This is a genomic window from Bacteroidia bacterium (assembly GCA_016218155.1).
GTDB lineage: Bacteria > Bacteroidota > Bacteroidia > Bacteroidales > GWA2-32-17 > GWA2-32-17.
The window spans coordinates 205,108-231,229 of sequence record JACREQ010000105.1 but is presented as its reverse complement, the minus strand read 5'-3'; the positions used below and the strand labels follow the sequence as shown (position 1 = coordinate 231,229).

Sequence of the window (26,122 nt, the reverse complement as noted above, 5' to 3'; positions counted from 1 at the left end):
AAAATATTTGACAATTATATCTGTTATTTAACAGATGTCTGTAATACTCAGTATTACATTGCGATAGATGGGTGTGTGGTTCATGGATTATAACTGTTTTTTTTTGTTTTAGTTTGATAAAATTGTATTGTAAGTATAAGAGAATAAGTTAAAAATGTTTAAAATTTACCTGGATTTAAAATGTGAGGAAAACGAAATTTTAGCACATAAACATGTTGTAAAACATGTTGGTGTATCTAAGCAGTTATAGTGCAGTATGTTCAATAAGGATTTTTGCTCCAATAGCAATGAGTATAATTCCACCGGCAATTTCAATCTTTTTCCCAAAGCTTTTTCCTGTTTTTTTCCCAAATAAAATTCCAAGCATAGAAGCCATAAAAGTTACAAAACCAATAATTAAAACAGAGATTAATATAGGTATACTTATTAAAGAGAAACTGATCCCAACTGCTAATGCATCCAGACTTGTAGCTATTGCCATGCTGATTAAAATCCATGGATTTAACGGATTAAACTCTTTTTCATCTGCATTTTTAAAACTTTCAAGTATCATTTTAATTCCCAAAACAACTAAAATTCCAAATGCTATCCAGTGGTCAAACTCTGAAATGTATTGTTTTACCTGTTCGCCTAAGCTCCAACCTGCAAGTGGCATAGCACTCTGGAAAAATGCCAGAGTTAAAGCAATTTTAAGTGCATCTTTAAAAACAATTTCCTGTCGGGCGATACCGCTACTAATTGAAACAGCAAATGTGTCGAAACACAAACCTATTGCAACAAGAAAAATTATCAAATAATCCATCAATTATTTTTTGCAAAAATAGTCATTTGTATTCTGAAAATAGAAAGACAGGTTTTAGATTAAATGCAAATGATAAAATGTATAATAACTCGAGTTAGGTATAATAAAACGATGCTAGTTTGCCGCAGTAAACTAACCAAACTGAAATTCTATAATTATATAGAACTAAAAATAAGTGATGTTTAATATTTTTAATTAAACTTTAAGTAAGGGTGTTTTATAACCAAAAATAATATAGTATATTTGTGTAATCAATTACTTAAATTATTCAATGTCAAAAGTTGTCACAATTTCAGAAGCTGCTTCCATTGCTATGCATGGGATGATAATAATTGCAAGATCAAATAAAGTCACTAATGTTTTAGATATTGCTGATGCTACATTAACTTCAAAACATCATGTTGCAAAAGTTCTTCAACGTTTGGTTAAAGAAGGATTTTTAACCTCTCAGCGTGGACCAACCGGTGGTTTTCTTTTAAAGAAAGAAGCTAAAAAAATCAGTTTATTAAATATTTATGAATCAATTGAAGGTAAAATAGAGATATCTGAATGTTTTCTGGATAAGCAGATATGTCCTTTTAATATGTGTTTTATGAATAATATTACTTTAAATTTAACTACTAAGTTTAAAGAGTATATGGAAACGCAAACTTTAGATAAATATTTATAAGTAAAATTACAATTGAATATTCCGGTTTTACTTTTTAATTTAATATTATTTAGTTTAGTTGTTTGTACTTCCTTTTATATATGTTAATAAACTCCTTTTCTTAATTACCTCCGTTTCATTTAATATTTTACTTTTTTCAATTTTTGTAAGCATATATTAATTATAAGCAATTTACTTTTAACGATCTCGTAAATATGATTTTTATCAGTTATGTTAAAAAACATCCGAATTTATTTGGCAGATTAAATTTTTGATCTTACATTTGAGTAATGAAATACTTAAATACTGTATAATTTTAACTGTCTGAATATGAAACGGAAAATTGTAAAGATTGATGAAGAGTTGTGTAATGGTTGCTCATTATGTATTCCAAATTGCCAGGAAGGAGCTCTTCAGATAATAGATGGTAAAGTAAGATTAATCAGCGATTTGTTTTGCGATGGGCTAGGTGCCTGTCTAGGACATTGTCCTGAAGGTGCTATTTCTATTGAAGAACGCGAAGCCGAGCCATATGATGAGAGAAAAGTTATGGAGATAATTTCTAAACAAGGTGAAAATACAATGATTGCTCATTTAAATCACTTAAAGGATCATGGTGAAATAGAGTATTACAATCAGGCTTTAGAGTATTTAAAAGAAAATAATATCAGTATAAATTTAAAAACAGAAAGTAAAATGGAAAATCACTCACAATGCGGCTGTCCTGGCTCAAAAACAATGTCATTTGACACGAAGCCAGATGGAAACACGGTAGAAACAAATGTAGGATCTCAAAAATCAGAATTAAGGCAATGGCCTGTTCAGATGCATCTTGTAAATCCAATGGCTCCTTATTTTAAGGATTCGGATTTATTGTTAGCAGCAGATTGCGTTCCTTTTTCTATGGGAAATTTTCATTCTACTCATTTAAAAGGAAGAAGTCTGGCAATTGCTTGTCCGAAATTAGATGCAAATCAGGATGTTTATATAGATAAACTAGTTAAAATGATCGACGAGTCAAAAATTAATACAATTACTGTTATGATTATGGAGGTTCCATGTTGTGGTGGGTTGTTAAGAATGGCTCAGATTGCACTCGAAAAAGCAACAAGAAAAGTTCCGGTAAAATCAATAGTTGTTAGTTTACAGGGTGAAATTATTCAGGAAAGTTGGATGTAACAAATAACTTAAATTTAAATGTAATACATTATTGTAAGTTGTTAAAAAATCAATATAAATTATTATTAACCAATTAAAATTATTATGAGTATGTTTTGTTATCAATGTCAGGAAGCAGCAAAAGGTGTTGCTTGTACAGTAAATGGAGTTTGTGGAAAATCTGATGATTTATCCGCATCAATGGATGTATTAATCTATGCGTGTAAAGGTATTTCTATACTTGCAAATGAAGCAAGAAAAAGCAATATCGAAAATAATGAAATAGATAAATATGTTTTTGATGCATTATTCATGACTATTACTAATGCTAATTTCGACAAATCTGCAATTAATGCAAAAGTTGAAGAAGGATTAAAATTAAGAGCTCGGTTTGAAAAAGAACTTGAAGAAAAAGGGCTAAAAATCGAAAAATCAAAGTTGCACGAATCTGCATCATGGGTTGCAAATACAGTTGCCGAGTTCGAAAAGAAAGCTGAACAGGCAAGTATATTAAGTACTATAAATGAAGATGTGCGTTCGCTCAGAGAACTTCTAATTTATGGTATAAAAGGAATGGCTGCTTATGCCGAACATGCGAATAATTTAGGTTATGAAGATAAAGCAGTGTATGAATTTATGCATCGTGGATTAGCAGCAACAACTGACGATTCATTAACTGCCGATCAACTTGTAGCTCTTGTTTTAGAATGTGGAAAAAATGGAGTTAGCGTAATGGCTTTACTTGATAAAGCAAATACAACAGCTTATGGTAATCCTGAAATAACAAAAGTTAATATTGGTGTTAGAAAAAACCCTGCGATACTTATAAGTGGTCACGATTTAAAAGATATGGAAGAGCTTTTAGAGCAGACTGATGGCACTGGTGTAGATGTTTACACACATAGCGAAATGCTTCCTGCACAATATTATCCTGCATTTAAAAAATACAGTCATTTGGCTGGAAATTATGGCAATGCATGGTGGAAACAAGGTGAAGAATTTGAATCATTTAATGGTCCTATTTTATTCACAACAAACTGTATTGTTCCACCATCAAAAAATGTAGGTTATAAAGACAGAATATACACAACTGGAGCATCAGGTTTAGTGGGTGCAAAACATATTGCAAACAGAGCAAAAGATGGCAAAAAAGATTTTTCTGAGATTATTGCTCATGCAAAAAAATGTGCTTCGCCAACTGAAATTGAAACCGGAGAAATTGTTGGAGGCTTTGCTCATAATCAGGTTTTACAATTAGCTGATAAAGTTGTTGAGGCAGTAAAATCTGGCGCTATACGTAAATTTTTTGTAATGGCAGGTTGTGACGGCAGACAAAAAGACAGAAATTATTATGAAGAATTTGCTGCTAAACTTCCAATGGATACTGTAATTCTAACAGCCGGTTGTGCAAAATATCGTTACAATAAATTAGCTTTAGGAGATATTGGTGGAATTCCAAGAGTTTTAGATGCAGGGCAATGTAATGATTCATATTCTCTAGCTGTTATTGCTTTAACATTAAAGGATGTATTCAAATTAGAAGATATAAATGATCTTCCAATTGCATATAATATTGCATGGTATGAGCAAAAGGCAGTGATTGTTTTATTAGCATTATTGTCACTAGGAGTAAAGAAGATACATCTTGGACCAACACTGCCAGCTTTCCTTTCAGCAAATGTTGCAAAAGTTTTGGTTGATAATTTTGGTATTGCAGGAATTGGTTCAGTTGATGAAGACATAAAACTGTTTTTACAACCTGAATATGAGTTAGAGCTTAATTAATCATGATAAATGGTGCATTTATCAAATAAATAAAAAGAATGGTCTAATTTGAATTAATTTTATTATTTAGAATTAATTTAAATTAGACATCTTTGTTAAAATAAAAGAATATGAATTCACTAACATTTCAACATTCTACAATCTTTGATTTATCGGGAAGTGTGGATTATTCAGACGGCTCTGTTGTAAGTAAAACTATTACAAAAAAAACAACCGGAAATTTATCCCTATTTGCATTTGATAAAGGTCAGGGATTAAGTGAACATTCTGCACCTTTTGATGCTATTATTCAGATATTGGATGGAAATGCTGAAATTTCGATTGATAGAAAACTATATAAACTTAATGCAGGTCAGTTTATTATAATGCCTGCAAATGTTCCTCACTCAGTTTTCGCAAATGAAAGATTTAAGATGCTTTTAATAATGATTAAAGGAGAATGATATGCTTACCAATGAAGTTATTTGCACATGTGCTGAAATTACAAAGCAGCAAATAGTAAATACTATTAATAAAAATGGTATTAAAACTATTGATAAAGTATGTGAAGAAACAGGTGCTGGAATGATTTGCGGAGGGTGTAGGCCTGTAATTCAGGAAATTATTAATAAATATACTAAATGATAAAAATTACCAGTTATGAAAATGCCTCTCCTGTTCGTTTTGACATTGAGGCAAGAAAAATGTTTTCTAATAATAATATAGAAATAATAAAACTAAGTTTATTGCCCGGTGAAGAAATAGAGTTACATAAGAATCCAAATGACGTGATTTTTAATGTGATATCCGGCAAGGGTATATTGTCAATTGAAGATGAGAAAGTTGAAGCTTTTTCATTTTCATCTGTATTTGTTGAGAAAAATTATTTAAGAGGTTGGAAAAATATTTCAGAAGAAAAGCTAGAATTATTAGTTGTAAAGCTAATTAGTAATTAACTCCACTTTATTTTTTTTCTTTGTAAAAAAACATGTTTTAAAGAATTATATCTTTTATTTTAAAAGGTATAATTCTTTTTTTTATTTATAAATCAAATTATATATTTGTATTATTAAACATAATCTGAGGTAAAATACCTATCGTTATATTTTTAAGAGTCTTAAATTCTTTTTTAAATTAAATATTAAGATCTATGATTAGAGAAAATTTCAAAACTGTAATTTTTACATTACTTATATGTAATGTGATTTTTTTGGCATCGTGCGAAAAACAAAAAATCACTTTTAAAGGTAATGTACCTGAAGAAGTTGTTTTGCCTGATAAATGCGAAGCATGTCATAATGCTACTTTTCCCGGGCATTCTACAAACGCGCATAGTAAACATACAATAGGGTTATATGCATACGATTGTAATGAATGTCATTTTGGTCATGGTTATGAGACTGCAACACATATTGATGCTGTAAAAAATGTTACTTTTGATCCTGCAGGCTTAGCTACAAGAAAAGGATCAGATAGCAATACTCCTGCCTGGGATTCAAATACAAAAACCTGTTCAAATGTTTATTGTCATAGTAATGGTGTTACAGCTGATAGGGGTACTGATGGAACCTATACATGGGGAGACACAACAGCATTGCCTTTTGGAACAACCGTATATGCACAAACTCCTAGATGGGATACCGGTAAAATAACAGAATGTGTTTTCTGTCACAACGGTAATGGAAATATGACTTCACCATATTTTGTTACAAAAGATATTTTAATGACAGCAGGTAAATATCCTACATCTGGCAGTCATCAATTGAATGCACACATGTCAAATACTAAAGATTTTTCATTGGCTCCTTATTCAACTCCTTACTGGAGTGGAGTTCAGTGTTTCTGGTGTCATACTGCTAGTGCAACAGATGTAACAAGTGTAAACGGACCAATCTTGCAAGGAACTTACGGTACAAACTATCATATTGATGGTGAAACATTCTTTAAGCCTCTTAATGTAAGTGCAGGTGGAACAATGGCTAATGGTATGAGTTACTCAGGTAATGGTACTGCAGCTCATTGTGGAGTTGGTAAAAAATGTTGGTAATAATTAGTAAAAACAATAAAATCTAAATAAATGATTATGTTAAAAAGAATATCGTTAATTTTATGTCTGGTATTGATTATCAGTGTAAAATATGCTATTTCTCAAGAGGGAGAAACTCAGGTAAAAACTCCGGTAGAAGATGCTTTTGCATGTACTATGTTAATTGATAATCAAACCACTTTTCAGCCAACTAAAAAGTCAAAAGAATTTGTAATTCATCATAGAATCGGTACAATTAAAAACATCAGCGATTTGTTTGGTATATATGGACCCGCAAATGCAAGACTTGGATTTAATTACGGTATTACAGACAATCTAATGATTGGATTTGGTACAGAAAAATTCAATAAAATGCAGGAGTTAGTTTGGAAGTATTCTATACTAAAACAAAAGAAAGAAGGAACACCTGTATTTCTTACCTATTATGGAAATATTGTTATAAATGCAAGCAATAAAGCTGAATTTGGAGATGATTATAGTTTCACAAACCGTATTTCTTATTTTCACCAGCTTATAATTGCAAGAAAATTTAACGACAGGCTATCTATGGAAATTGCTCCATATTTTTTACATTTCAACAAAGTAGATTCTTTACATGCAAATCAGGCATTTGGTGCTAGTGTTGGTGGTAGGTTTAAAATATGGAATGAAATATCATTTATGGCAGAATTTAATTATGTTTCACCTCTTGAGTCAATCACTTATCCTAAAGATGCTGAAGGTAATGAAGTGCCAGGAGCACCAAAGCCGGGTTATGCTTTTGGCTTTGAAAAAAATGGAGGTACACATGCATTCCAATTATTTGCTACAACTTACAATAACATTATTCCACAAAAAAATTATTTATATAACCTAAGAGATATGAGTAATTTATTTATTGGCTTTAATATTACAGTTAGATTCTAACCAGAAAAGAGCTAAATAAAAACTTTAAAGACCATCCTAAAAGATGGTCTTTTTTATTTTTAATCTTTATATGATTTTAGTAGTTAGAAGTTGATTAAAGATTTCTTAAATCGAACTAAGATTATTTTTATTCTGGTTAAACTGCTATATAACCTAAACAAAGCATATATTAAACACAATTAATATTTATTTAAAGATTTGGATGGTAAGTAGGTCATAATTTAAAATTATACAATTTGATTTAATTTAATGTTTTGTAAGAAGCATAATGCTAATTAAATACAAAATTTGATGTAAGGAATAATAACAATTCATGTAATTATGATTTTTATTAAATGGTTACCCTTGCTAAGATGTTCTATAACATTTTTTAATATGCAAAGCGATTTTACATTTGTAAAGAATATAATAAGGTATAAAGTTTAAAAAATATTATTAAAATGCTAAATAAAATTTCCAGAAAGTTAATATTAGTGTTATCAGCTATCGCCTTAGCTGTTAATGGCTTATACGCACAAACAAATGATGATTGTTTGATGTGCCATGAAGATCATGGTTTAACTAAGGTAAAAGGGGGTAAAACAATTTCGTTGTTTGCTGATAAAAATATTCTGAATAAATCTGTTCATAAAAGTGTTCTATGTGCATCTTGTCATAAAGATGCGGCTGTTGCAGAATTTCCTCATCCCGAAAATTTAAAACCTGTTGAGTGCGGAGGTTGTCATAAAAATGCACAGATGCAATTTTTTACAGGTATTCATGGTCAGGCATTAAAATTAAACGCGCCATATGCACCCGATTGTAAGGAATGTCATGGGCAGCATGGAATATTAAGACACACAAATCCTAAGTCACTTACTTATAAAATGAATATTCCTGTTCTTTGTGGTAAATGTCATAAAGAAGGATCGCCGGTTGCAAGATTATATAACATTCCTCAGAGTAATATTCTTGAGCATTATAGTGAAAGTATTCATGGTAAGGGATTATATAAAAGTGGGCTAATTGTTACAGCAACGTGTAATGATTGTCATGGCAACCACTTGATATTACCACACACCAGTCCTAACTCTTCAATTTCGCCAAATAAAATTGCTGGTACTTGTATGAAATGTCATGCAAGAATTGAAGAAGTACATACAAAAGTAATTAAAAGAGAACTATGGGAAAAGCAGGCAGGTTCTGTTCCTGCATGTAGCGATTGTCATCCGTCGCACATTGTTAAGGTTAAAAAAATTGAAGAAACTGTTTCGAATCAACTTTGTTTAAAATGCCACGAGAATGCCGAAACTCATAAGATGGTAAATGGCCAGAAGGTATCTTTAAAGATTAACAAAGATGATTTAATTAATTCAGCACATAAGAAAATTGCATGTACTAAATGTCACTCGGAAGTAACTGTTGAAAATAAAACTGAACGTCCTTGTATAACAAATAAAAAAGTAGATTGTTCCGGTTGTCACGAAGAGGTTTCTAATATTTATATAACCAGTGGTCATGGTCAGGCATATTTTAATAATAAAGAATCAAATGCTCCATATTGTACAGATTGTCACGGAACGCACAAAGTAAAAACAAGATATGATGACACATCTCCTACATATAGAGGCTCTATTCCTGATTTATGTGGTAAATGCCATAATAAAAACGGAAAAGCTGTTATTAACACTAAATTAAAAGAGATTGATGCGTATAGTGATTATGCTTCAAGTGTTCATGGAAAAGGATTAAAGGAAAAAGGATTACTTGCAAGTGCAGTTTGTACCGATTGTCATACATCTCATAACATTCTGAAAGAATCAGACGATAACTCAACTGTTAATCCTAAAAATGTTCCAAAAACATGCTCGAAATGTCATAAGAGTATTTTTGATGATTACATGACAAGCGATCATGCCATTACTGAAAGTACAGGAGATAAAAAATTCCCGACTTGTGCAAGCTGTCATACTGCTCATACAATTACCGAAATTGATAAAGATAAATTCTTAAATGAAATTACTCTTCAGTGTGGAAGTTGTCATAAAAAGCTTTCAGAAACATATATGGAAACATATCATGGGAAAGCTTATACGCTTGGATATTTAAAAGCAGCAAGATGTTCTGATTGTCATGGTGCACATAAGATTTTAAAAATTTCTAACCCTGAATCAATGATTGGGCAGAAAAATATTGTTAAAACCTGTAAAAAATGCCATCCAAATGCTAATGCTGAGTTTACCGGTTATTTAACACATGCCACACATAATGATAACGATGTTCTTTATTATACTTTCTGGATAATGACAACATTATTGTTAAGTGTATTTGGAATTTTTGGAATTCATACATTGTTATGGATACCAAGGTCGATAATGGAAGCCAGAAAGAAAAAACATCATAAACAGCCAAAAGGCGAGGCTGTATATTTTAGAAGATTTAAAAAGAGTCAGAGAATTACTCACTTATTTGTAATTGTAAGTTTCTTATTACTTGCTTTAACAGGTATGATGTTAAAATTTGCTCATATGCCTTGGGCAAATAACCTTGCAAAATTAATAGGCGGAGTTCATGTTGCTGGAAGCATTCACCGTTTTGCAGCTGTTATAACATTTGGTTATTTTATTTTCCATGTGTTCTCGTTAATAAGAATGAAGATTAAAAATAAAACCAAATTGATGTCTTTTATTTTTGGTAAAGATTCCTTAATGTTTAACAAACAGGATTTAAAAGATGCTATTGGCACTGTAAAATGGTTCTTAGGAGCAGGTCCTCGTCCTTATTATGGTCGTTGGACATATTGGGAAAAGTTTGATTATATGGCAGTATTCTGGGGAGTAGCTGTAATTGGTTTCTCGGGATTAATTTTATGGTTACCAGAATTCTTTACAAATTTCTTCCCTGGTTGGGTAATTAATGTTGCTCAAATTATACATAGCGATGAGGCTTTATTAGCAGTTGGATTTATATTTACAATTCACTTCTTTAATACTCATTTACGTCCTGAGGCTTTCCCAATGGATACAGTAATATTTACCGGTCATGTTCCAGTTGAAGAATATAAAGCAGACAGACCTAAAGAATATGAAGAATTAGAAAAAGCAGGTAAACTAGATAAAGTAATTGTTAAAAAAGCATTCTCACAGAATTGGATTAAAACAGTTAAAGTTTTCGGATTTATATTCGTATTTACCGGACTAGTATTAGTTGCATTAATAATTTATTCTTTAATAGCAGGTACTTACTAAATTTTGATTTGATTATGTAAAAGCTGTATAAAAAGTTAATCTTTTTATACAGCTTTTTTGCTTTTATTATAATATTATCATTTAAGCCAAAAATCCTAACTTTACCAATTCGATAAATTTGAAAATAAAAAAGATTATGAAAATTCGGATTATTTTAATTTTTGCAGCTACAATGCTAACCACTTTTTCAATTGTAGCCCAAACCCCTACCGTACTCACCCGTAGTGCCACCTGGGTAGGCACAGGCCCTGCCTGCAGTGCGAGCAGCCCTTTGTATGCCACTTTACAGGGAATTGTGAACGCCAACGGCACCACATGCAGCGTAAGTTTTGAGTATGGCAACACGACCAGCTATGGCAATACCGTAACAGTTGGCACAGTTAACGGAAGCACCGATTTAGGTGTAAGCGCTCCGGTTTCCATTAGCAGTATTTACGGATTTTCCCGAAGAGAAATAAACTACCGCCTGGTGGTTACAAATGCCAACGGTACTTTTTACGGGCGCAACTATATTGCCGCACCCTTCGATGTTTCCCGAAGAATTCAAATACTGGCAACCTGTTCAGATAGTCCAACCATGGCAAATTATGATTTGATTAATTGCGATCCGTCATTAAATGTTACTTTGTATTATAATGCAGGAGGTGGTTTTACTGGAAATACGATAATAGGTTCATATCAAACACAGCAGATTTTTGTGCCGAAAGGCAGCGTTACGGCTTTCAGTTATGAGAACTGTATGTTTAATCAAACTTTAACTAACGATCAGCTTTGTTCCGAAACGGAAACTCCCGATAAAAAAATCCAGATTTACACTTTAGGTGCGTTGAGCAGCAATCAATCGCAGTTGTATAAAATAGAAAACAGAAATACCTATCCCGTTACGGTGAACGTTCAAATAGTAGCGGATATATACACCCACACTATTCCCGCGTTGTCGGCCGCATTTGTTGTCACCGGTGGAAAATGGGACATGCAGATTGATTATAACGGAGTTCCCTTTGCAATAGCCTCTGCATCCAATTTTATATACGAAGAGGCGACATGGCTTGAGGTTACCGCTATTTCATCAACATCAACTACGGCCACCTTCGAGCTTTATAATCGCGATAATGCACCACATACTTACGTAATGCGAAACGCAGCCGGAAACGAGTTCGCTTACACTGTTCCCGCAAACCAAAGCTATAATGTTACCCTTCCGAAAGAAGTATGGGATGTGTTAATCTCAGTTTATGATATCAATCCTGTGGAGTATAATTCCTCTGGGTTTGGACGCTTACCTTTTGACGAAACGTTTGGCGATCCTGCTTATGCCATTAACGGCAAATTAAAATTAGCCACCGCAACACCTGCAGCAATAGTTCCACTTATGCCTGATATTACATCATTAGTGGCTAGTTCACCAACAGCAATTACCGCGAACGGAACCATAAATTGCAATCCCGCTCAAAACGAAACACTGGATTATTATTTTATTTACGGTACCGACCCAAATAATTTGAACCAAAGCACAACATCGCAACAAATCACCATTATGTCAACTCAGGATGCCACGGTAAGTGCCACAGTAAGCGGATTAACACCCGAATCGGTTTACTATTTTCAATTGGTTGCAGGAACGAACCAAAGTGCAATGAAAAGCATTTTGTTATCATCTCTTCCAACCACTCACCTAAAAACGTGTCTTCGTGCCGATATGAATGTAACCACAACTGGGTCTTCCGTTTCATATTGGGGCGATGTTTCGGGCAACACGAATAATGCCAGTCAAAGTATTATTAACAAACAACCTATTCTAGTCGAAAATGTGATAAACGGGCATTCGGTGATTCGATTTGATGGAACTGCATCCACCTTAAACTTGCCACCATCAGTTGTACTGGGAATATTTAATAATCCGTATGAAATGTTTATTGTTGCAAAATCCGGTTCAGCAAACATTCAGTTTCTGATTTCTGGTGCAAATTATGAGCAATTCGAATATCATCTTAACGGAGTAGGCGCAAGGTTTATTCCAACTACGGGAATCTATTTGGATAAAGGAATTTCCGGAGATTACACCAATGGAAATGCACATATTTTTGGAGCAAGAGCATCGGCAAGTGGGGGAGCAGTGCGTGTTGATGAAACAGATGGTATAACATCAGGCAGTAATGTTCTTTCTTCAAATGCCGGAAATCTGTTTCTAGGCAGCAGACAAGGAACTTCCTTATTTTTTAACGGCGACATGGCCGAAGTTCTTATTTACAATACTGTGCTTACACCTCAACAACGCGACTCTGTGGAATTGTATCTGTACAACCGGTATTTTACAAAATTGATAACAACCACCGTTAATCCCTCAAACAGTGGAATTGTAACTGGCTCGGGAAATCACCCCACCGGAACCACTGCCACACTTGTTGCCACACCCAATGTGGGCTACCACTTTGTGAACTGGACAGACAACGGAAATATTATTTCAACAAATGATACGCTTGAATTTACCGTTGTTTCCGATACTGCTTTTGTAGCTAATTTTGAATTAAACAGCTATTCGGTTGCGGCAAATGTAAATCCTATAAGTTCAGGAGCAATAAGCGGAGCGGGCACATACAATCATGGCGAAACGGTTACATTAATTGCCACACCCAATGTGGGCTACCAGTTTGTGAACTGGACCGAAAACGGAAATGTTATTTCAACAAATGACACACTAGACTTTACCGTTGTTTCTGATACTGCTTTTGTGGCTAATTTTGAAATTGTTACCGGAATATTATCGCACAAGGAATGTTTGAAAATTGATATTTTTCCTAACCCTTTTTCAAATGAATTAGTCATAGTAATAGAAGGCAATAAAGAAAAATTACATTTTGAAATTTCAAATGCAATTGGACAAGTAGTTTTCAAAGGAAATTTAGTTGAAAAGACTACGGTTCAGACAAGTAATTTTGAACCTGGTGTATATCTTATTAAACTTGAAAATGGTAAAATTTATGAATTTAAAAAAATAATAAAATAATAGCAAATAAACACAGTCTGGCACATTGCCGACATTATGATAGAGAAGAAGAACGACCAGTGGGGTAACACACGTTTAAAATCTAGCAGGCTGTCCGCCGCGGCGGATGGGCAACTTGAACTCTAAGAAAGAACTCAATAAATTACAGTAGCTTATTTATTATTTCACTAACTTGCATTAATGAATAACTTTATTGATATAGTTTAAGTAGCAATGAAAATTAACGAAATAAATAGTATAACAAATTCCCTTAGCAACACAGAAAAAATGCCTGTGTTGTTTTTGGGGCATGGCAGCCCGATGACGGCCATTGAAGAAAATGAATTTGTAACAGGGTTCAGAAATATTGGTAAAACCATACCTAAACCAAATGCCATTTTATGTATTTCGGCACATTGGGAAACAAAAGGAACATTTGTTACAGCAATGGAAAAGCCGAAAACAATTCACGATTTTGGTGGTTTTCCTCAGGCATTATTTGATGTGCAATATCCTGCACCAGGAAGTCCAGAATTAGCAAAACAAACAAAATCGCTGATTAAAAAAACAGAAGTTGGGCTAGATGATAAATGGGGACTCGATCATGGTGCGTGGACAGTTATTAAGCATTTATATCCCAATGCTGATGTGCCTGTAATTCAAATGAGCCTTGATTATTATCAGGCTCCACAATATCATTATGATTTGGCAAAAGAACTTTCATCTTTACGCGAGAAAGGTGTATTGATTATTGGAAGTGGTAACATGGTGCACAATCTGGGAATGATAGATTGGGAAAAATTGAATGAAATAGATTATGGTTACGATTGGGCAATAGAAGCAAATGAGCAAATGAAAAAATTTATTCTTTCAAATGATCATAAGCAACTGATTAATTTTAAATCGCAGGGAAAAGCATTTCAGTTGGCAATACCAACACCTGAGCATTATTTACCTTTGTTATATGCATTGGCATTAAAAGAAGAAAATGAGAATATTACTTTCTTTAACGATAAACTGGTGGGAGGGTCGTTAACAATGACATCTGTTAAGATAGATAAAGAATAATCTTGCAATCATGGTATTTGTTATGCAGTCAGGTCTTTCGACCTGACATCAAAAGAAAAGCCTCGATTATATAATCGAGGCTTTAAAAATTAAGTCAATCAACACTAAATCAAATTTTGTTTTTCAGCCATAGCTTTTAAGTTTTCGTCTTTATTAAGCTCAGAATTTACAAGGCTTTCCATTGTAACACCACCTTTTTCAACAGCTTTAATAAATAATTTTGTATAATGGTTCATTTTTTTAGGAGTGCGAATACCTTTCTTTACTTCAAGCCACTCAATAATTACCTTATAGAATTTTAATTTGTGTTCTTCTTTAAAATGATGTATAGTAATTTCACCATCAATACAGATAAAGTTTAAAGGATATTCTTTTGGGTGGAAAATAACAAAGAACCAGTGCCATACAACAATAGCCAGAGTAGCAAGTATAGCTTCATAGAAATGGATAATTTCACTTACTTTAATAAACCATACCGGAGCCCAGTCGCCACCAATTGTTGGGAACCAAAGAACAATACCTGTTGCACCCATTACCAATGTTCCCCAAATTAATGCCCAGTATTCCATTTTTTCCATGTAATTATAGTTGTCGAATTCTGGTTGTTTCTTTTTTAGGTGTAAATAAAATAATGAATTATTTATTAATTGAGTTAAGTCGCTGAAATTTGGGAATAATCCTTTTAGTACATCACGTCCTCTGGCTGTTATAACTAAATAAATAGCATGATATACAGAAAGTGCCATCATTACTATAGCTGAGATTCTATGTACCCATTGACGAATATTTTCGTCCATTCCTAAAGCATATAATCCTTTGCCAAATGCGCTATCGGGATATTTTAACTGAAAGCCCGAAATTGCTAATACAATAAATGAAACCAGTAAAACAGTATGCTGAATTAATTCATTAGTTGTAAATCTTGGAATCCTGATTTCATTTTTAGACTTTTTATATCTTTTTCTTAATTCATGAATTAATATTAATAGGTTATGTACAAACATCCATCCTACAACAATAACAATTAACCAGAAATAAACAAATGTAACAATGTCCTCAATGTTTTTTGCAGAATCAAGTTGCGTAGTATGAGAGTAGCTGATAGAAAAAATTTCGTTAGCTTTTTCGTGACATTTCTTACATGTTGCAGTAATATTGTTTTTATTAATCGATGATTCAGCATGAGATTTTGGTAAAATTTTATGTACTCCATGACAATCTACACATAATGCTGCTTTATCTTCTCCACGTGATGCGGCAAGGCCATGATAACTGTCTTCGTAATTTCCTGCACTATTCCCTGACATTCCATATCTTTCGGAAAGCATAAGATTGTTATGACATTCCAGACATGTTTGGGATTGTATTCTTTTTATTTCTTCTCTCTTATCGGCAGTATTTATTTGGTGAATATTATGTTCACTATGACAATCATTGCAAGATGGTGCTTCTCTTATTCCCTTTTTAACACCAATCCAATGTATAGATTGTTTGTATTCTTTTGTTATTTCTGCATGACATTCTTCGCATGTGCCAGGAATGTTTGTACTTGCAATTTTTGAACCTTCCTGTATTCTGTTTTTAATATTGTGTTTACCATGACAAGTTATACAGGTTGCAGCATTTGTTCCGTTTGCAACTAATTTCCCGTGTACACTTTGTGAGTACATTTTGCCCGGCGATTTAATTGCAAATGCATGTTTTTTAGTAAAGTCAGGATTATCATGACATTTACCGCATGTGCTTACTAAATTTGTTGAGTATACTAAGCTGTTTTTATTTGAAACAGAGTCAATAGAATGTGATCCATGGCAGTCCCAGCATTGTGCTGCTTCGTTAATTCCTTCTAATATTGAAATACCATGTATGCTTTCTTTATGCTCGTTTGCAATTGCATTATGGCAAATGTAACAATCTGCTAAAATTCCGTCTTTTGGTGCTTTTCTATGATTGTCAATATTATTTACAACATAACTATGGCAATTAGAACAACTCAAACTATGATGTACAGATTTTGCTAAATTATTTTTATGTAAAGCATCATTATGACATTTGTTACAGTTATAATCCTTCTCGCTTTTTGTATGATAAACTGATTTTAGCACATCAGTTTTATGACATTTACTACAATATTCTTTTTGTTTGTTTTCAATTTTTGAAGGAGACTTAATTTTATGAGTTCCATGACACGATTTACAATTTGGAGCATCTTTTTCATCAACATTAAAAACGTTTCTGTGTACGTCATGATTCATCTGATTATTTAAAGCAGCATGGCAATTAGCACAATTCACTTTTTTTGCAGATCCCGCTCCATGTTCTGTAGTGTTTATATCACGATGGCAGTCACCACATTTTATAACTTTGTTGTGAACTGTATTTTCAACTAAATTTTCATGACAATCCAGGCAAACTACTTCCTGAGCTTTTACCTGAAAGTTGAAAAAGAAAAGTAATAAAGCGACGTTTAATAGAATAAATTTAATATATTTCATAATTAAATATTTATGTAAGGTGTTAAAAAACAATAGAATTACATATGGTTATATTAACATAAAGTTATTAATAATCATAATGGAATATTGTTTTGTGTAAAATTAGAAGTCTTTTAAGGACTATAAACTATTATAAAACATAAATAGCTGTGTTTAAAAACTATGTTGTAAAACATAGAAACTTTCTAAATTAGTCATTATTTTTTAAAAAAGTCTTGATATAAGCAAGTCTTTACTTATTTTTACGATCTGAAATATAAACAATTTAACTAGTTTAAAATGAAATTACCACGTACCTATTACAATTACATTTCCTATCTGGGAACAATTACAGCTTTAATAGCTTGGATTACAATTATTTTCTTTGTAATCCAGATTAATCTTTTTGGAGTAGAGAATGTATATTTTGATCTATTTGCATATATGGTTACTCCGGGTTTTTTAGTATTGGGATTAATTCTAATTCCTTTTGGAATGTGGCGTAAAAAGAGACAAATAAAAAAAGGTACTCAAACCTCGGATGATAAATTATTAGTGATTGATTTAAAAGATAAAAAAACAAGAAATGCCCTTTTTATTTTTTCTGTAGTTACAGTTTTCTTTGTTCTTTTTACAATAATGGGAAGCTATAAAGGATTTCATTATACAGAATCTGTAGAATTTTGTGGTACTCTTTGCCATGATGTAATGGAACCTGAGTATGTTGCATATCAGCATTCACCACATGCAAAAGTTAAATGTGCAGAATGTCACGTTGGTGAAGGTGTTGATTTTTATGTAAAATCAAAAATGTCAGGTTTACGACAGGTGTATAAAAACTTTTTGGGTACATTCAACAGGCCGATAGAAACTCCTATTGCAAATTTAAGACCTGCTCGCGAGACTTGCGAAAAATGTCACTGGCCACAGAAATTTTATACAAATAAAATCAGAAATGAAAAATATTATTTAGCCGATTCAGCAAATACAGAATGGAATGTGATTATGAAAATGCGTATCGGATCTGATCATTCTGCATTGGGTAATACAGAAGGAATTCACTGGCACATAAATAATGATGTAGAAATTACATATCAGTCAGACGAAAAACGTAAAACTATTCCTTGGGTTAGATACTATAACAAGAAAACCGGTAAAGAGACAATTTTTCTTGAAGGAGATACTTCTATTCACCCAACTGTAAAAGAAGTTGCAAATTCTGAGAAACGAGTAATGGATTGTATGGACTGTCATAACCGTCCTTCACATAGATATTTAGCACCTTCGAATTATGTAAATAGTTTGTTTGCAGGAAATCAGATTTCAAAATCAGTTCCTTATTTAAAAGCTGCAGCAATGGAAGGATTAAATGATGTGTATTCTACAAAAGATTCAGCCAGAATGGGTATTGAAAAGCAAATAACAGAATTTTATAAAAGTTCTTATCCTGATTTATTTACAAAATATCAGAAAGAAATTAAATCAGCAATTACTGCAATTCAAACAGAATTCTCTTATAATACTTTCCCTGAAATGAAAGTTAGATATACTGCATATCCAATGAATATTGGTCACTTAGAATTTAACGGATGTTTCAGATGTCATGATGATAAACATAAATCAGCTGATGGAAAAGTTATTTCTAAAGATTGTAATCTTTGTCATACTATTATTGGACAAGGAGCAACAGATTCAATAAAATATTCAACAATAAATAGCACTTTAGAATTCCAACATCCTGTTGACATTGGTGAAGAATGGAAAACTACTAATTGTTCAGAATGCCATTTAGAACCTTTTTAACAGAATATTTTAACTGTTATTTAAGAGGCTGAATGTACATTCAGCCTTTTTTATTAAGAAAACGTTAGTTCGATATAAGAAAACGATGCTAGTTCGCCGCGGCGAAGAGTGAAATTCTTTCAGAATTTCGTATCGAAAACTAGTCGTTTTGTTCATTTCGATACAAATTTTCTACGAAAATCCACTCTTCGCCGCGGCGAAGTAACAAAACTAGGTATGCAATTATTTTATATCGAACTCACGTTAAGAAAATAAATTATAAGATTACTTTTGTATTAGATTTTAGCTTAACATGACTATTTTAGAAAAAGATTCGGGAATAAAATTACCAATTATTGAAAAGTTTTATTCAATTCAGGGTGAGGGTTATCATACAGGAAAAGCAGCTTATTTTATTAGAATAGCAGGATGCGATATAGCATGCGATTGGTGCGATACAAAATTTTCATGGAATAATCATCCAGAATGGTTAATGCGTGTTGATGAGATTGTAGAAATTGCTTCTGAATTTCCTGCAAAAGCAGTTGTTGTAACTGGTGGTGAGCCCCTAAGTTATAATCTTGATGTGCTTTGTAGTAGTTTAAAAGATAAAGGAATAGAAACTTATCTTGAAACCTGCGGAGCTTACCAATTATCGGGGAACTGGAATTGGATTTGCCTTTCACCTAAAAAGCAGAACCCACCTGTAGCAGATATTTACAATAAAGCTGACGAACTTAAAGTTATTATTCAAAATTCTGATGATTTTTTATGGGCCGAAGAAAATGCTAAAAAGGTGAATAATAACTGTAAATTATTTTTGCAGCCCGAATGGAGTAAATTTGGCGAAATTATTGAAGATGTTGTTTCGTATGTAAAAGAAAATCCAAAATGGAATATTTCTATTCAGGCACATAAATTTATGCATATACCATAATATAAAATTTATGAGAATATTAGTAGTTGTTTTAATGTTATTTATTTCTCTTACAGGATATTCTCAGGGAAATTATACTTCAACAAATAAAAAAGCAATTGAGTTTTTTGAGATTGCAATAGGGTATTATAACAAAGGTGATTTAGAGTACACAAAAAATTATATTGAGTTTGCATTAGAAAAAGATCCCAATTTTATTGAACCGTACTTATTGTTAGCAGATTTGGAAAATGAACAATATCATTTTAAGGAAGAAATTGCTGCCTTAAAAAAGGTAATTGAAATAAATCCGGAATATAATTCTAAAATGTATTTTTTTGTTGCAAAATCTGAAATGAAAATTGGAAGTTATGACGATGCTGTTGTGCATCTTAATAAATGTATTTCGTTTTCAGATTCAGATACAAGTATTTCAAATTCAGCAAAAGAATATCTGGTTAAAGCCGAGTTCGGGGCATATGCAATTAAGCACCCTGTACCTTTTAATCCGATTAATTTAGGACCATATGTAAATACAGAATTTAAGGATTATTGGCCCTCATTAACTGCTGATGAAAATACTATGATGTTTACAGTTCAATTGCCAACAAAATACAGAATGCCAAACGGAAGTGTGTTAATGCAGGAAGATTTTTTTATTACACATAAAACTGAAGACGGAACATGGTCACCATCTCTTAATGTTGGTTCGCCAATTAATACGCAGGATAATGAGGGAGCACAGGGAATTTCTGCCGATGGTCGTTTTCTTTTTTATACAGCCTGCAATCGTAAAGAAGATTTTGGTTCATGTGATATTTATTATTCTGAAAAGATGGGCAACAGGTGGAGTACTCCAAAAAATATCGGACCACCTATAAGTACGAGTTATTGGGAGTCAAATCCGGCTCCTTCTTCTGATGGAAGAGTGCTTTTTTTAGCTTCGGGTGGAAGACCTGATTCAAAAGGAGGACGTGATATTTACTTTACAAGAAAAAATGAAAATGGAACATGGACAGAGCCGGTAAATTTAGGAGATAGCATTAATACTAAAAAAAATGAGTATGCACCATTTATTCATCCGGATGGTAAAACATTATATTTTTCATCTGATGGATGGCCTGGAATGGGCGGACAGGATATTTTTTACTCAAGACTTAAAAAAGACGGTACATGGAGTACGCCAAAAAATATTGGCTACCCTATTAATACTTTTGCCGACGATTTTGGGTTGACTGTTAATGCTCATGGTAATCTGGCAATGTATTCATCAAACAGAGATGGTTCAAGAGATTGGGATATTTTTCAGTTTGAGCTTTATCCCGAAGCCAGACCACAGGTAGTAACATGGGTTAAAGGTGTTGTATACGATGTGATAACAAAGCAAAAATTGGAAGCAGAAGTTGAAATGTTAGAGCTTGAAACTTCAGAATCTGTTACCTGTTTAAAGTCTGATCCTATAACCGGAGCATATCTGGCTTGTATTCCTACCGAAAAAAATTATGCTTTAAATGTTGCTAAAAAAGGTTATGTTTTTTATAGTGGTAATTTCTCTTTAGAGGGGTTAACAGATTTTTCAAAACCTTATAATCTGGATGTTCCATTAACACCAATAAAACCAGGTGTTGCTGTTGTTCTTAGAAATATTTTCTTTGATACTGATTTGTCAAATCTGAAACCAAAATCTAAAACAGAGCTATCTAAACTAATTTCTTTCCTGAAAGAAAATCCGGGAGTATCTATAGAAATTGGTGGACATACTGATAATGTTGGTTCGCAGGAACACAATTTAAAGCTTTCGCAAAACCGTGCAAAATCTGTTCAGACTTATTTGGTTGAACATGGTATTGCTTCAACCAGACTGAGTTCTAAAGGATATAGTTTTTCTAAACCTATTGCAACAAATGATACGGAAGAAGGAAGGGCACTTAACAGAAGAACGGAATTTATTATAACAACTATTAAATAATTTAATCTTATGTGGTATGTGACATACTGACCAGAGGTTAAAAAATAATGAACAGTTTTAAACTGCCTGATACAAAAGGAGAGCTGCAGGTTAATTGTAATACTTGCATTACAGGCAATTATATATTAAGTTTGTATATTAATGGAGAAACGCAATGCAGTAAAGACCTAAACATTCAAAAGTGAAATTAATATTTTCAATATTATTTATTCTTATTTTAAAACTCAATGGACTTGCTCAGTCTATTGAGTTTTTTAAAACTTATGATTTTGGTAGTACAAACTATCCAATATTTCTTAATTTAATTGATTTTAATAATGAGATTTTTGTTAATGGTTCAACATATAATCCAAATTTAAAAATCCTTCTATTAAAAGCAGATTATCTTGGAAATATTATAGATACTGCTATATACGGTACTGATACGGGTAAGTACTTTATAGAAAATTTTATTCCTCTACAAAATAATAAACTCCTGGTTTTGACTCAACATGTAAATTTAACTTCAAATATGTGGAGGCAGTATATGTTGTATATTGATACTAACCTTGTAAGATATAACGATTCCATATATTCTCAAAAATATTCTCAACTTTTTGGTAATTGCAAAATAAATAATAGTTATTATTTTACTGGCGCTACCTGGTACAATGATAATGGAGATAGTTTACCTAATTCAAATATTATGTTTTGGAAAACAGATACAAATTTTATTACTATTTCTACAAAGAGTATAGGTACTGTTAATTCTGAAGGTGTTAATAGAATAATGATTGGTTTTGACGATAATTTATTATTAGGTGGGATTTCAGTACCTGATGGTAGCCATGAGAAATGGTATTTGGTAAATACCGATACAACAGGGCAGGTTTTAGGGCAGTATTTTTATGGTACATTAAATCAATCTGATAATGATGGGATAAGATCACTTTCATTGTCTTCAGACAGTTGTTATTTTATTTCCGGAATATTTTATCAATATGATACTGGATTATTTCATTATTACTGGGCTTCAGCTGTAGTAAAAGTTGACAGACAATTTAATACAATCTGGACAAAGAATATTGGAACAACTATTCCAAGTGTTACAGTTTCAAAAATAATTTCAACATTCGATGGGAACCAAGTGTTATTAACACAAAGATCACCAGTAATTGAAGATAATTCTATATATTCCCAGGTTACAAAATTCAATAACAACGGAAATATTCTCTGGTCAAGAGATTATTACCAAGGTGATACAACACAGTACATACGATACCGGGCATGGGATATAATTGAAACAAATGATAAAGGATTTGCCTTTTGCGGTTCTGCCATAGATACAACAAACATGGGTCCTAACATGGAAGCATGGCTTGTAAAAACCGATAGTCTAGGTTGTGATGGTTTTCATAGTTGTGATGATACTACTTTGGTTTGCACAATATTACAAGCTTCCGATACAGTCTGTAAAAACGATACAACATGGTTACATGTAAAATTTAAAGGAAGAAGTGCACCTTACTTTGTTTATGCAAATACAACACTTGCATTGGATAGTATTTATTATCCTAACACCTTACCTTTATGGATAGATACTCTTGTTCCATATAAACCAACAACACTGGGATTGCAACAGGTAATAATAAAAGTAAAAGATCCTTGGGGGTGGAACCAAAGTGATACAGTACAAATGTTTGTTAAAAACTGTGGTGCCGGAGTATTGGAAGAAGCTTGGTATCCAAAGAAAGTAGAGATATTCCCAAACCCTGCTAATAACGAGTTGCATGTAAAAATACGTACAGCAATAAACTCTCCGGTATCTATAACAATTTACAATATGCAGGGGGAACTTGTTCAACAAATAACAACTAAACAATCCGCCACAGGCGGAGAATCAATAATTGATGTTAGTGGGTTAGAACAGGGTGTGTATGGTATTAGGGTAACTGGAACGAACATAAATATTACAGAGAGATTTGTAAAGTTGTAAGTAGTCATCCTGAGCTTGTCGAATGGTTGAATACCAAAATATGGTTATGTTGTCTGTTACACACAGACCGTGGATATGAGCAGAAAACATTAACAGAAGAACAGAATATATTATAATGTGAGTTCGATATAAGAAAACGATGCTAGTTCGCCGCGGCGAAGAGTGAAATTCTTTCAGAATTTCGTATCGAAAACTAGTCGTTTTGTTCATTTCGATACAAATTTTCTTCGAAAATCCACTCTTCGCCGCGGCGAAGTAACAAAACTAGGTATTCTATTATTTTATATCGAACTCATGTTATAATAACAACGGTTAAATAATTTAATCTTTAAAATATATAGAATATTCTTTTTCAAGCTTTTTTGCTGAAATGTATATATTGTTATTTTTATTGCTGTCTAAAATATTAATCGCTTTTGTTGGGCTGCCTGTCTCATAATAACAACTTGCTAAATTCATTATTAAAGTAGAATCAGTTGAGCCCGATTTTAATGCTTTTTCGTAAAATGGTATTGCAAAATAGTAACCGTTATTAGATAAAAAAGTATTTCCTTTTGAAATATAATCTGCTGTGGTTTTTAAAAAAGTAGTATCCTGATTGTTCTTAATAAATAATATATTTCCAAGTAACGATTTGTAATCTTCTTTTTTTGGATTGTATTCTATTGCTTCTTTAATATCAGTTTCTGCATTTGTTATATCACCTGTAAGGAAATAAGCAATGGCTCTAAAATAGAGGCAATTTGAAATAAAAGATGGTCGGTAGCTTAAGCAAATGGTGTAATCTTTTATTGATTTGTTGAATTTTTTTTCCATACTAAAAACATTACCTCTGTTAAACCATTCTTTTGCTTCATAGGGGTTTAACACAAGAGCTTTTGTAACATAATACAGTGCTAAAATATAATCTTTGTTTAATGCAGCAATATTCGATTTGTTAGTGTAATCCTGCGCTGAACCTGTTGTAGTATTTTTACATTTATTAAAAGTTGTATTAAAATCTTTTGAATTATTTGTTCCCGAATAATATTTTGAGAGTGAGAAGTAAGTCATAAAATTTTGTTTGTCTAATTCTAAAGATTTATTCAAAGATTTTATTGCTTCGGTTGGGTTGTTTTCTCTAAGATATACATCGCCCATATTTTGCCACAAAGAAGTACAATCGGGATACTTTTTTAATGCATCATTCCATACGGTAGAGCCGCTTTTCCATACTTTAACTCTATCGTTACATAAATATCCGATAAAAATAAAATAACCTGCTAACAAACTATAAATTAAAATTGAATTTATTCCTTTTTTTATAGCCCATAATGAAATTAATCCTATAATAATAAAAAAACCAAAAGAAGGAATATAATTATATCTGTCCGGGCTCATATTTCCGGCAACAGGAACAATTCGTAACATTATAAAAATATTTACAATATAAAATAATATTGAAAAGATAACCAGTTTGTTTTTTCTGAAAAAATATAATAATGTAATAATAATGGGCGTAACAATAATAAATAACCAAAAGTACGAAGGTATTGTAGTTCCCGGAGTATAAACGTAAGGGTAGTGTGCCGATAATGAAATTGGCAATATTAATTTTGAGATATAATGCGTAAACACATAGTGTGCCTGTAAAATAGGTTCGTAAAATGGCATCTTTGGAACCTCAAAATAATATCCGGTAAATTTTTGTGCGTATAATGTTAATATTCCAAAGAATATTGATAAAACAAAAAACGGAATTTTTTCTATCCATACTTTTTTATCTTTAAAATTCCGGTTTTTTATATAATCTATTAACAATAATGACAAAGGGAGTGTTACCGCCTGACCTTTTGAAAGCAACGATAAAACAAAAACACCGATACAAATAAGATAAGTTTTATTGTTTTTTGTTTCTAGAAAGTTCATGTAAACCCACATAGAGATAAAGAAAAATGCAGAGTAAAGCATATCCTTACGTTCAGTAATTCTCGAAACAGATTCCACATGAATAGGGTGAATTCCAAAAAGTATAGTTACAATTATTGCTAAAATATCGTTACCAAATAATTTTCTTGTTATTACAAAAACCAGAAATGTGTTTATTAAGTGAAGAATAAGATTAAATAACTGGTAAGAAAAAGCGTTATTCCCGCTGATTTTATAATTAAAAGCAAGCGAAAGCATTGTCAAAGGATGGTAATGTCCATCAAAAAAGGATGAAAATAAAAATGAAATGTTTTTCCAGTTTAAATTTTGAATGGTAGAATTATTGAGTACATAATTATCGTCACTGTAATAAGTAAATCCGTTTTTAAGCATTGGTAAATAGATTACTACAGTAGCAATTAATATGAATATAAGCCAACGTAAACTTTTTTTATCTGAAAAAATATTTTTACCGGTCATATGGAATTTTA

General features: G+C 32.2%; 18 protein-coding genes. 15 read left to right on the top strand and 3 right to left on the bottom strand.

What is annotated here, in order from left to right:
* Positions 1–244: 244 nt before the first annotated feature.
* Entirely contained in the window at positions 245–802 is a 558-nt protein-coding gene (locus HY951_17425; protein MBI5541841.1) for a manganese efflux pump, read from the bottom strand.
* 271 nt (positions 803–1,073) lie between these two features.
* On the opposite strand from HY951_17425, the gene HY951_17420 reads away from it, so the two are divergent.
* The 11 genes from HY951_17420 to ygiD all read left to right on the top strand — a co-directional run bounded on the left by HY951_17420 (position 1,074) and on the right by ygiD (position 14,607).
* Complete coding sequence (locus HY951_17420) at positions 1,074–1,472, top strand: Rrf2 family transcriptional regulator (GenBank protein MBI5541840.1); 399 nt, start codon at positions 1,074–1,076, stop codon at positions 1,470–1,472.
* A 309-nt stretch (positions 1,473–1,781) separates the two neighbouring features.
* Complete coding sequence (locus tag HY951_17415) at positions 1,782–2,630, top strand: 4Fe-4S binding protein (GenBank protein MBI5541839.1); 849 nt, start codon at positions 1,782–1,784, stop codon at positions 2,628–2,630.
* 84 nt (positions 2,631–2,714) lie between these two features.
* The gene (hcp, locus tag HY951_17410) at positions 2,715–4,394 is read left to right on the top strand and encodes a hydroxylamine reductase (protein ID MBI5541838.1); all 1,680 of its coding nucleotides are present in this window, start codon (positions 2,715–2,717) and stop codon (positions 4,392–4,394) included.
* A 110-nt stretch (positions 4,395–4,504) separates the two neighbouring features.
* Positions 4,505–4,837 (top strand): cupin domain-containing protein, encoded by a 333-nt coding sequence (locus HY951_17405; protein MBI5541837.1) that lies wholly within the window; start codon positions 4,505–4,507, stop codon positions 4,835–4,837.
* 1 nt (position 4,838) lies between these two features.
* Entirely contained in the window at positions 4,839–5,018 is a 180-nt protein-coding gene (locus HY951_17400; protein ID MBI5541836.1) for a (2Fe-2S)-binding protein, read from the top strand.
* Positions 5,015–5,329, top strand: a complete 315-nt coding sequence (locus HY951_17395) for a cupin domain-containing protein (protein ID MBI5541835.1) — start codon at positions 5,015–5,017, stop codon at positions 5,327–5,329. Before HY951_17400 ends, HY951_17395 begins: the two co-directional genes overlap by 4 nt.
* 194 nt (positions 5,330–5,523) lie before the next feature.
* Complete coding sequence (locus tag HY951_17390) at positions 5,524–6,420, top strand: CxxxxCH/CxxCH domain-containing protein (GenBank protein MBI5541834.1); 897 nt, start codon at positions 5,524–5,526, stop codon at positions 6,418–6,420.
* A 36-nt stretch (positions 6,421–6,456) separates the two neighbouring features.
* Positions 6,457–7,326 carry a hypothetical protein gene (locus HY951_17385; GenBank protein ID MBI5541833.1) on the top strand — a complete coding sequence of 290 codons (870 nt, stop codon included), beginning with the start codon at positions 6,457–6,459 and terminating at the stop codon, positions 7,324–7,326.
* A 440-nt stretch (positions 7,327–7,766) separates the two neighbouring features.
* Positions 7,767–10,553 (top strand): cytochrome c3 family protein, encoded by a 2,787-nt coding sequence (locus HY951_17380; protein MBI5541832.1) that lies wholly within the window; start codon positions 7,767–7,769, stop codon positions 10,551–10,553.
* A 136-nt stretch (positions 10,554–10,689) separates the two neighbouring features.
* Positions 10,690–13,560 carry a T9SS type A sorting domain-containing protein gene (locus tag HY951_17375; GenBank protein ID MBI5541831.1) on the top strand — a complete coding sequence of 957 codons (2,871 nt, stop codon included), beginning with the start codon at positions 10,690–10,692 and terminating at the stop codon, positions 13,558–13,560.
* Between the two features lie 213 nt (positions 13,561–13,773).
* Positions 13,774–14,607: a 4,5-DOPA dioxygenase extradiol gene (gene ygiD / locus HY951_17370; protein ID MBI5541830.1), complete on the top strand. Its 834-nt coding sequence runs from the start codon at positions 13,774–13,776 to the stop codon at positions 14,605–14,607.
* Between the two features lie 104 nt (positions 14,608–14,711).
* Here the strand turns inward: ygiD and HY951_17365 are convergent, their stop codons facing one another.
* A complete protein-coding gene (locus HY951_17365; protein ID MBI5541829.1) occupies positions 14,712–17,102 on the bottom strand; it encodes a cytochrome b/b6 domain-containing protein in 2,391 nt (796 codons plus the stop codon).
* Positions 17,103–17,381: 279 nt separating this feature from the next.
* On the opposite strand from HY951_17365, the gene HY951_17360 reads away from it, so the two are divergent.
* From HY951_17360 to HY951_17345, 4 genes are all read left to right on the top strand, one after another.
* Positions 17,382–18,884 (top strand): NapC/NirT family cytochrome c, encoded by a 1,503-nt coding sequence (locus HY951_17360; protein ID MBI5541828.1) that lies wholly within the window; start codon positions 17,382–17,384, stop codon positions 18,882–18,884.
* A gap of 292 nt (positions 18,885–19,176) precedes the next feature.
* A complete protein-coding gene (locus tag HY951_17355; GenBank protein MBI5541827.1) occupies positions 19,177–19,800 on the top strand; it encodes a 7-carboxy-7-deazaguanine synthase QueE in 624 nt (207 codons plus the stop codon).
* Between the two features lie 10 nt (positions 19,801–19,810).
* Positions 19,811–21,748 carry an OmpA family protein gene (locus HY951_17350; GenBank protein ID MBI5541826.1) on the top strand — a complete coding sequence of 646 codons (1,938 nt, stop codon included), beginning with the start codon at positions 19,811–19,813 and terminating at the stop codon, positions 21,746–21,748.
* Positions 21,749–21,929: 181 nt separating this feature from the next.
* A complete protein-coding gene (locus HY951_17345) occupies positions 21,930–23,723 on the top strand; it encodes a T9SS type A sorting domain-containing protein (protein MBI5541825.1) in 1,794 nt (597 codons plus the stop codon).
* Between the two features lie 321 nt (positions 23,724–24,044).
* Here HY951_17345 and HY951_17340 read toward each other — a convergent pair whose 3' ends face one another.
* Positions 24,045–26,111 (bottom strand): glycosyltransferase family 39 protein, encoded by a 2,067-nt coding sequence (locus HY951_17340; protein ID MBI5541824.1) that lies wholly within the window; start codon positions 26,109–26,111, stop codon positions 24,045–24,047.
* Between the last annotated feature and the right edge of the window lie 11 nt (positions 26,112–26,122).

Bases quoted from the DNA above. Each gene is read 5' to 3' on its own strand.
- HY951_17420 (MBI5541840.1), top strand. From the start codon at position 1,074: ATGTCAAAAGTTGTCACAATTTCAGAAGCTGCTTCCATTGCTATGCAT.
- HY951_17340 (MBI5541824.1), bottom strand. From the start codon at position 26,111: ATGACCGGTAAAAATATTTTTTCAGATAAAAAAAGTTTACGTTGGCTT.
- HY951_17425 (MBI5541841.1), bottom strand. From the start codon at position 802: ATGGATTATTTGATAATTTTTCTTGTTGCAATAGGTTTGTGTTTCGAC.
- HY951_17375 (MBI5541831.1), top strand. From the start codon at position 10,690: ATGAAAATTCGGATTATTTTAATTTTTGCAGCTACAATGCTAACCACT.
- HY951_17385 (MBI5541833.1), top strand. From the start codon at position 6,457: ATGTTAAAAAGAATATCGTTAATTTTATGTCTGGTATTGATTATCAGT.
- HY951_17415 (MBI5541839.1), top strand. From the start codon at position 1,782: ATGAAACGGAAAATTGTAAAGATTGATGAAGAGTTGTGTAATGGTTGC.
- HY951_17365 (MBI5541829.1), bottom strand. From the start codon at position 17,102: ATGAAATATATTAAATTTATTCTATTAAACGTCGCTTTATTACTTTTC.
- HY951_17360 (MBI5541828.1), top strand. From the start codon at position 17,382: ATGAAATTACCACGTACCTATTACAATTACATTTCCTATCTGGGAACA.
- HY951_17395 (MBI5541835.1), top strand. From the start codon at position 5,015: ATGATAAAAATTACCAGTTATGAAAATGCCTCTCCTGTTCGTTTTGAC.
- HY951_17350 (MBI5541826.1), top strand. From the start codon at position 19,811: ATGAGAATATTAGTAGTTGTTTTAATGTTATTTATTTCTCTTACAGGA.
- HY951_17405 (MBI5541837.1), top strand. From the start codon at position 4,505: ATGAATTCACTAACATTTCAACATTCTACAATCTTTGATTTATCGGGA.
- HY951_17400 (MBI5541836.1), top strand. From the start codon at position 4,839: ATGCTTACCAATGAAGTTATTTGCACATGTGCTGAAATTACAAAGCAG.
- HY951_17380 (MBI5541832.1), top strand. From the start codon at position 7,767: ATGCTAAATAAAATTTCCAGAAAGTTAATATTAGTGTTATCAGCTATC.
- HY951_17355 (MBI5541827.1), top strand. From the start codon at position 19,177: ATGACTATTTTAGAAAAAGATTCGGGAATAAAATTACCAATTATTGAA.
- ygiD (MBI5541830.1), top strand. From the start codon at position 13,774: ATGAAAATTAACGAAATAAATAGTATAACAAATTCCCTTAGCAACACA.
- HY951_17390 (MBI5541834.1), top strand. From the start codon at position 5,524: ATGATTAGAGAAAATTTCAAAACTGTAATTTTTACATTACTTATATGT.
- hcp (MBI5541838.1), top strand. From the start codon at position 2,715: ATGAGTATGTTTTGTTATCAATGTCAGGAAGCAGCAAAAGGTGTTGCT.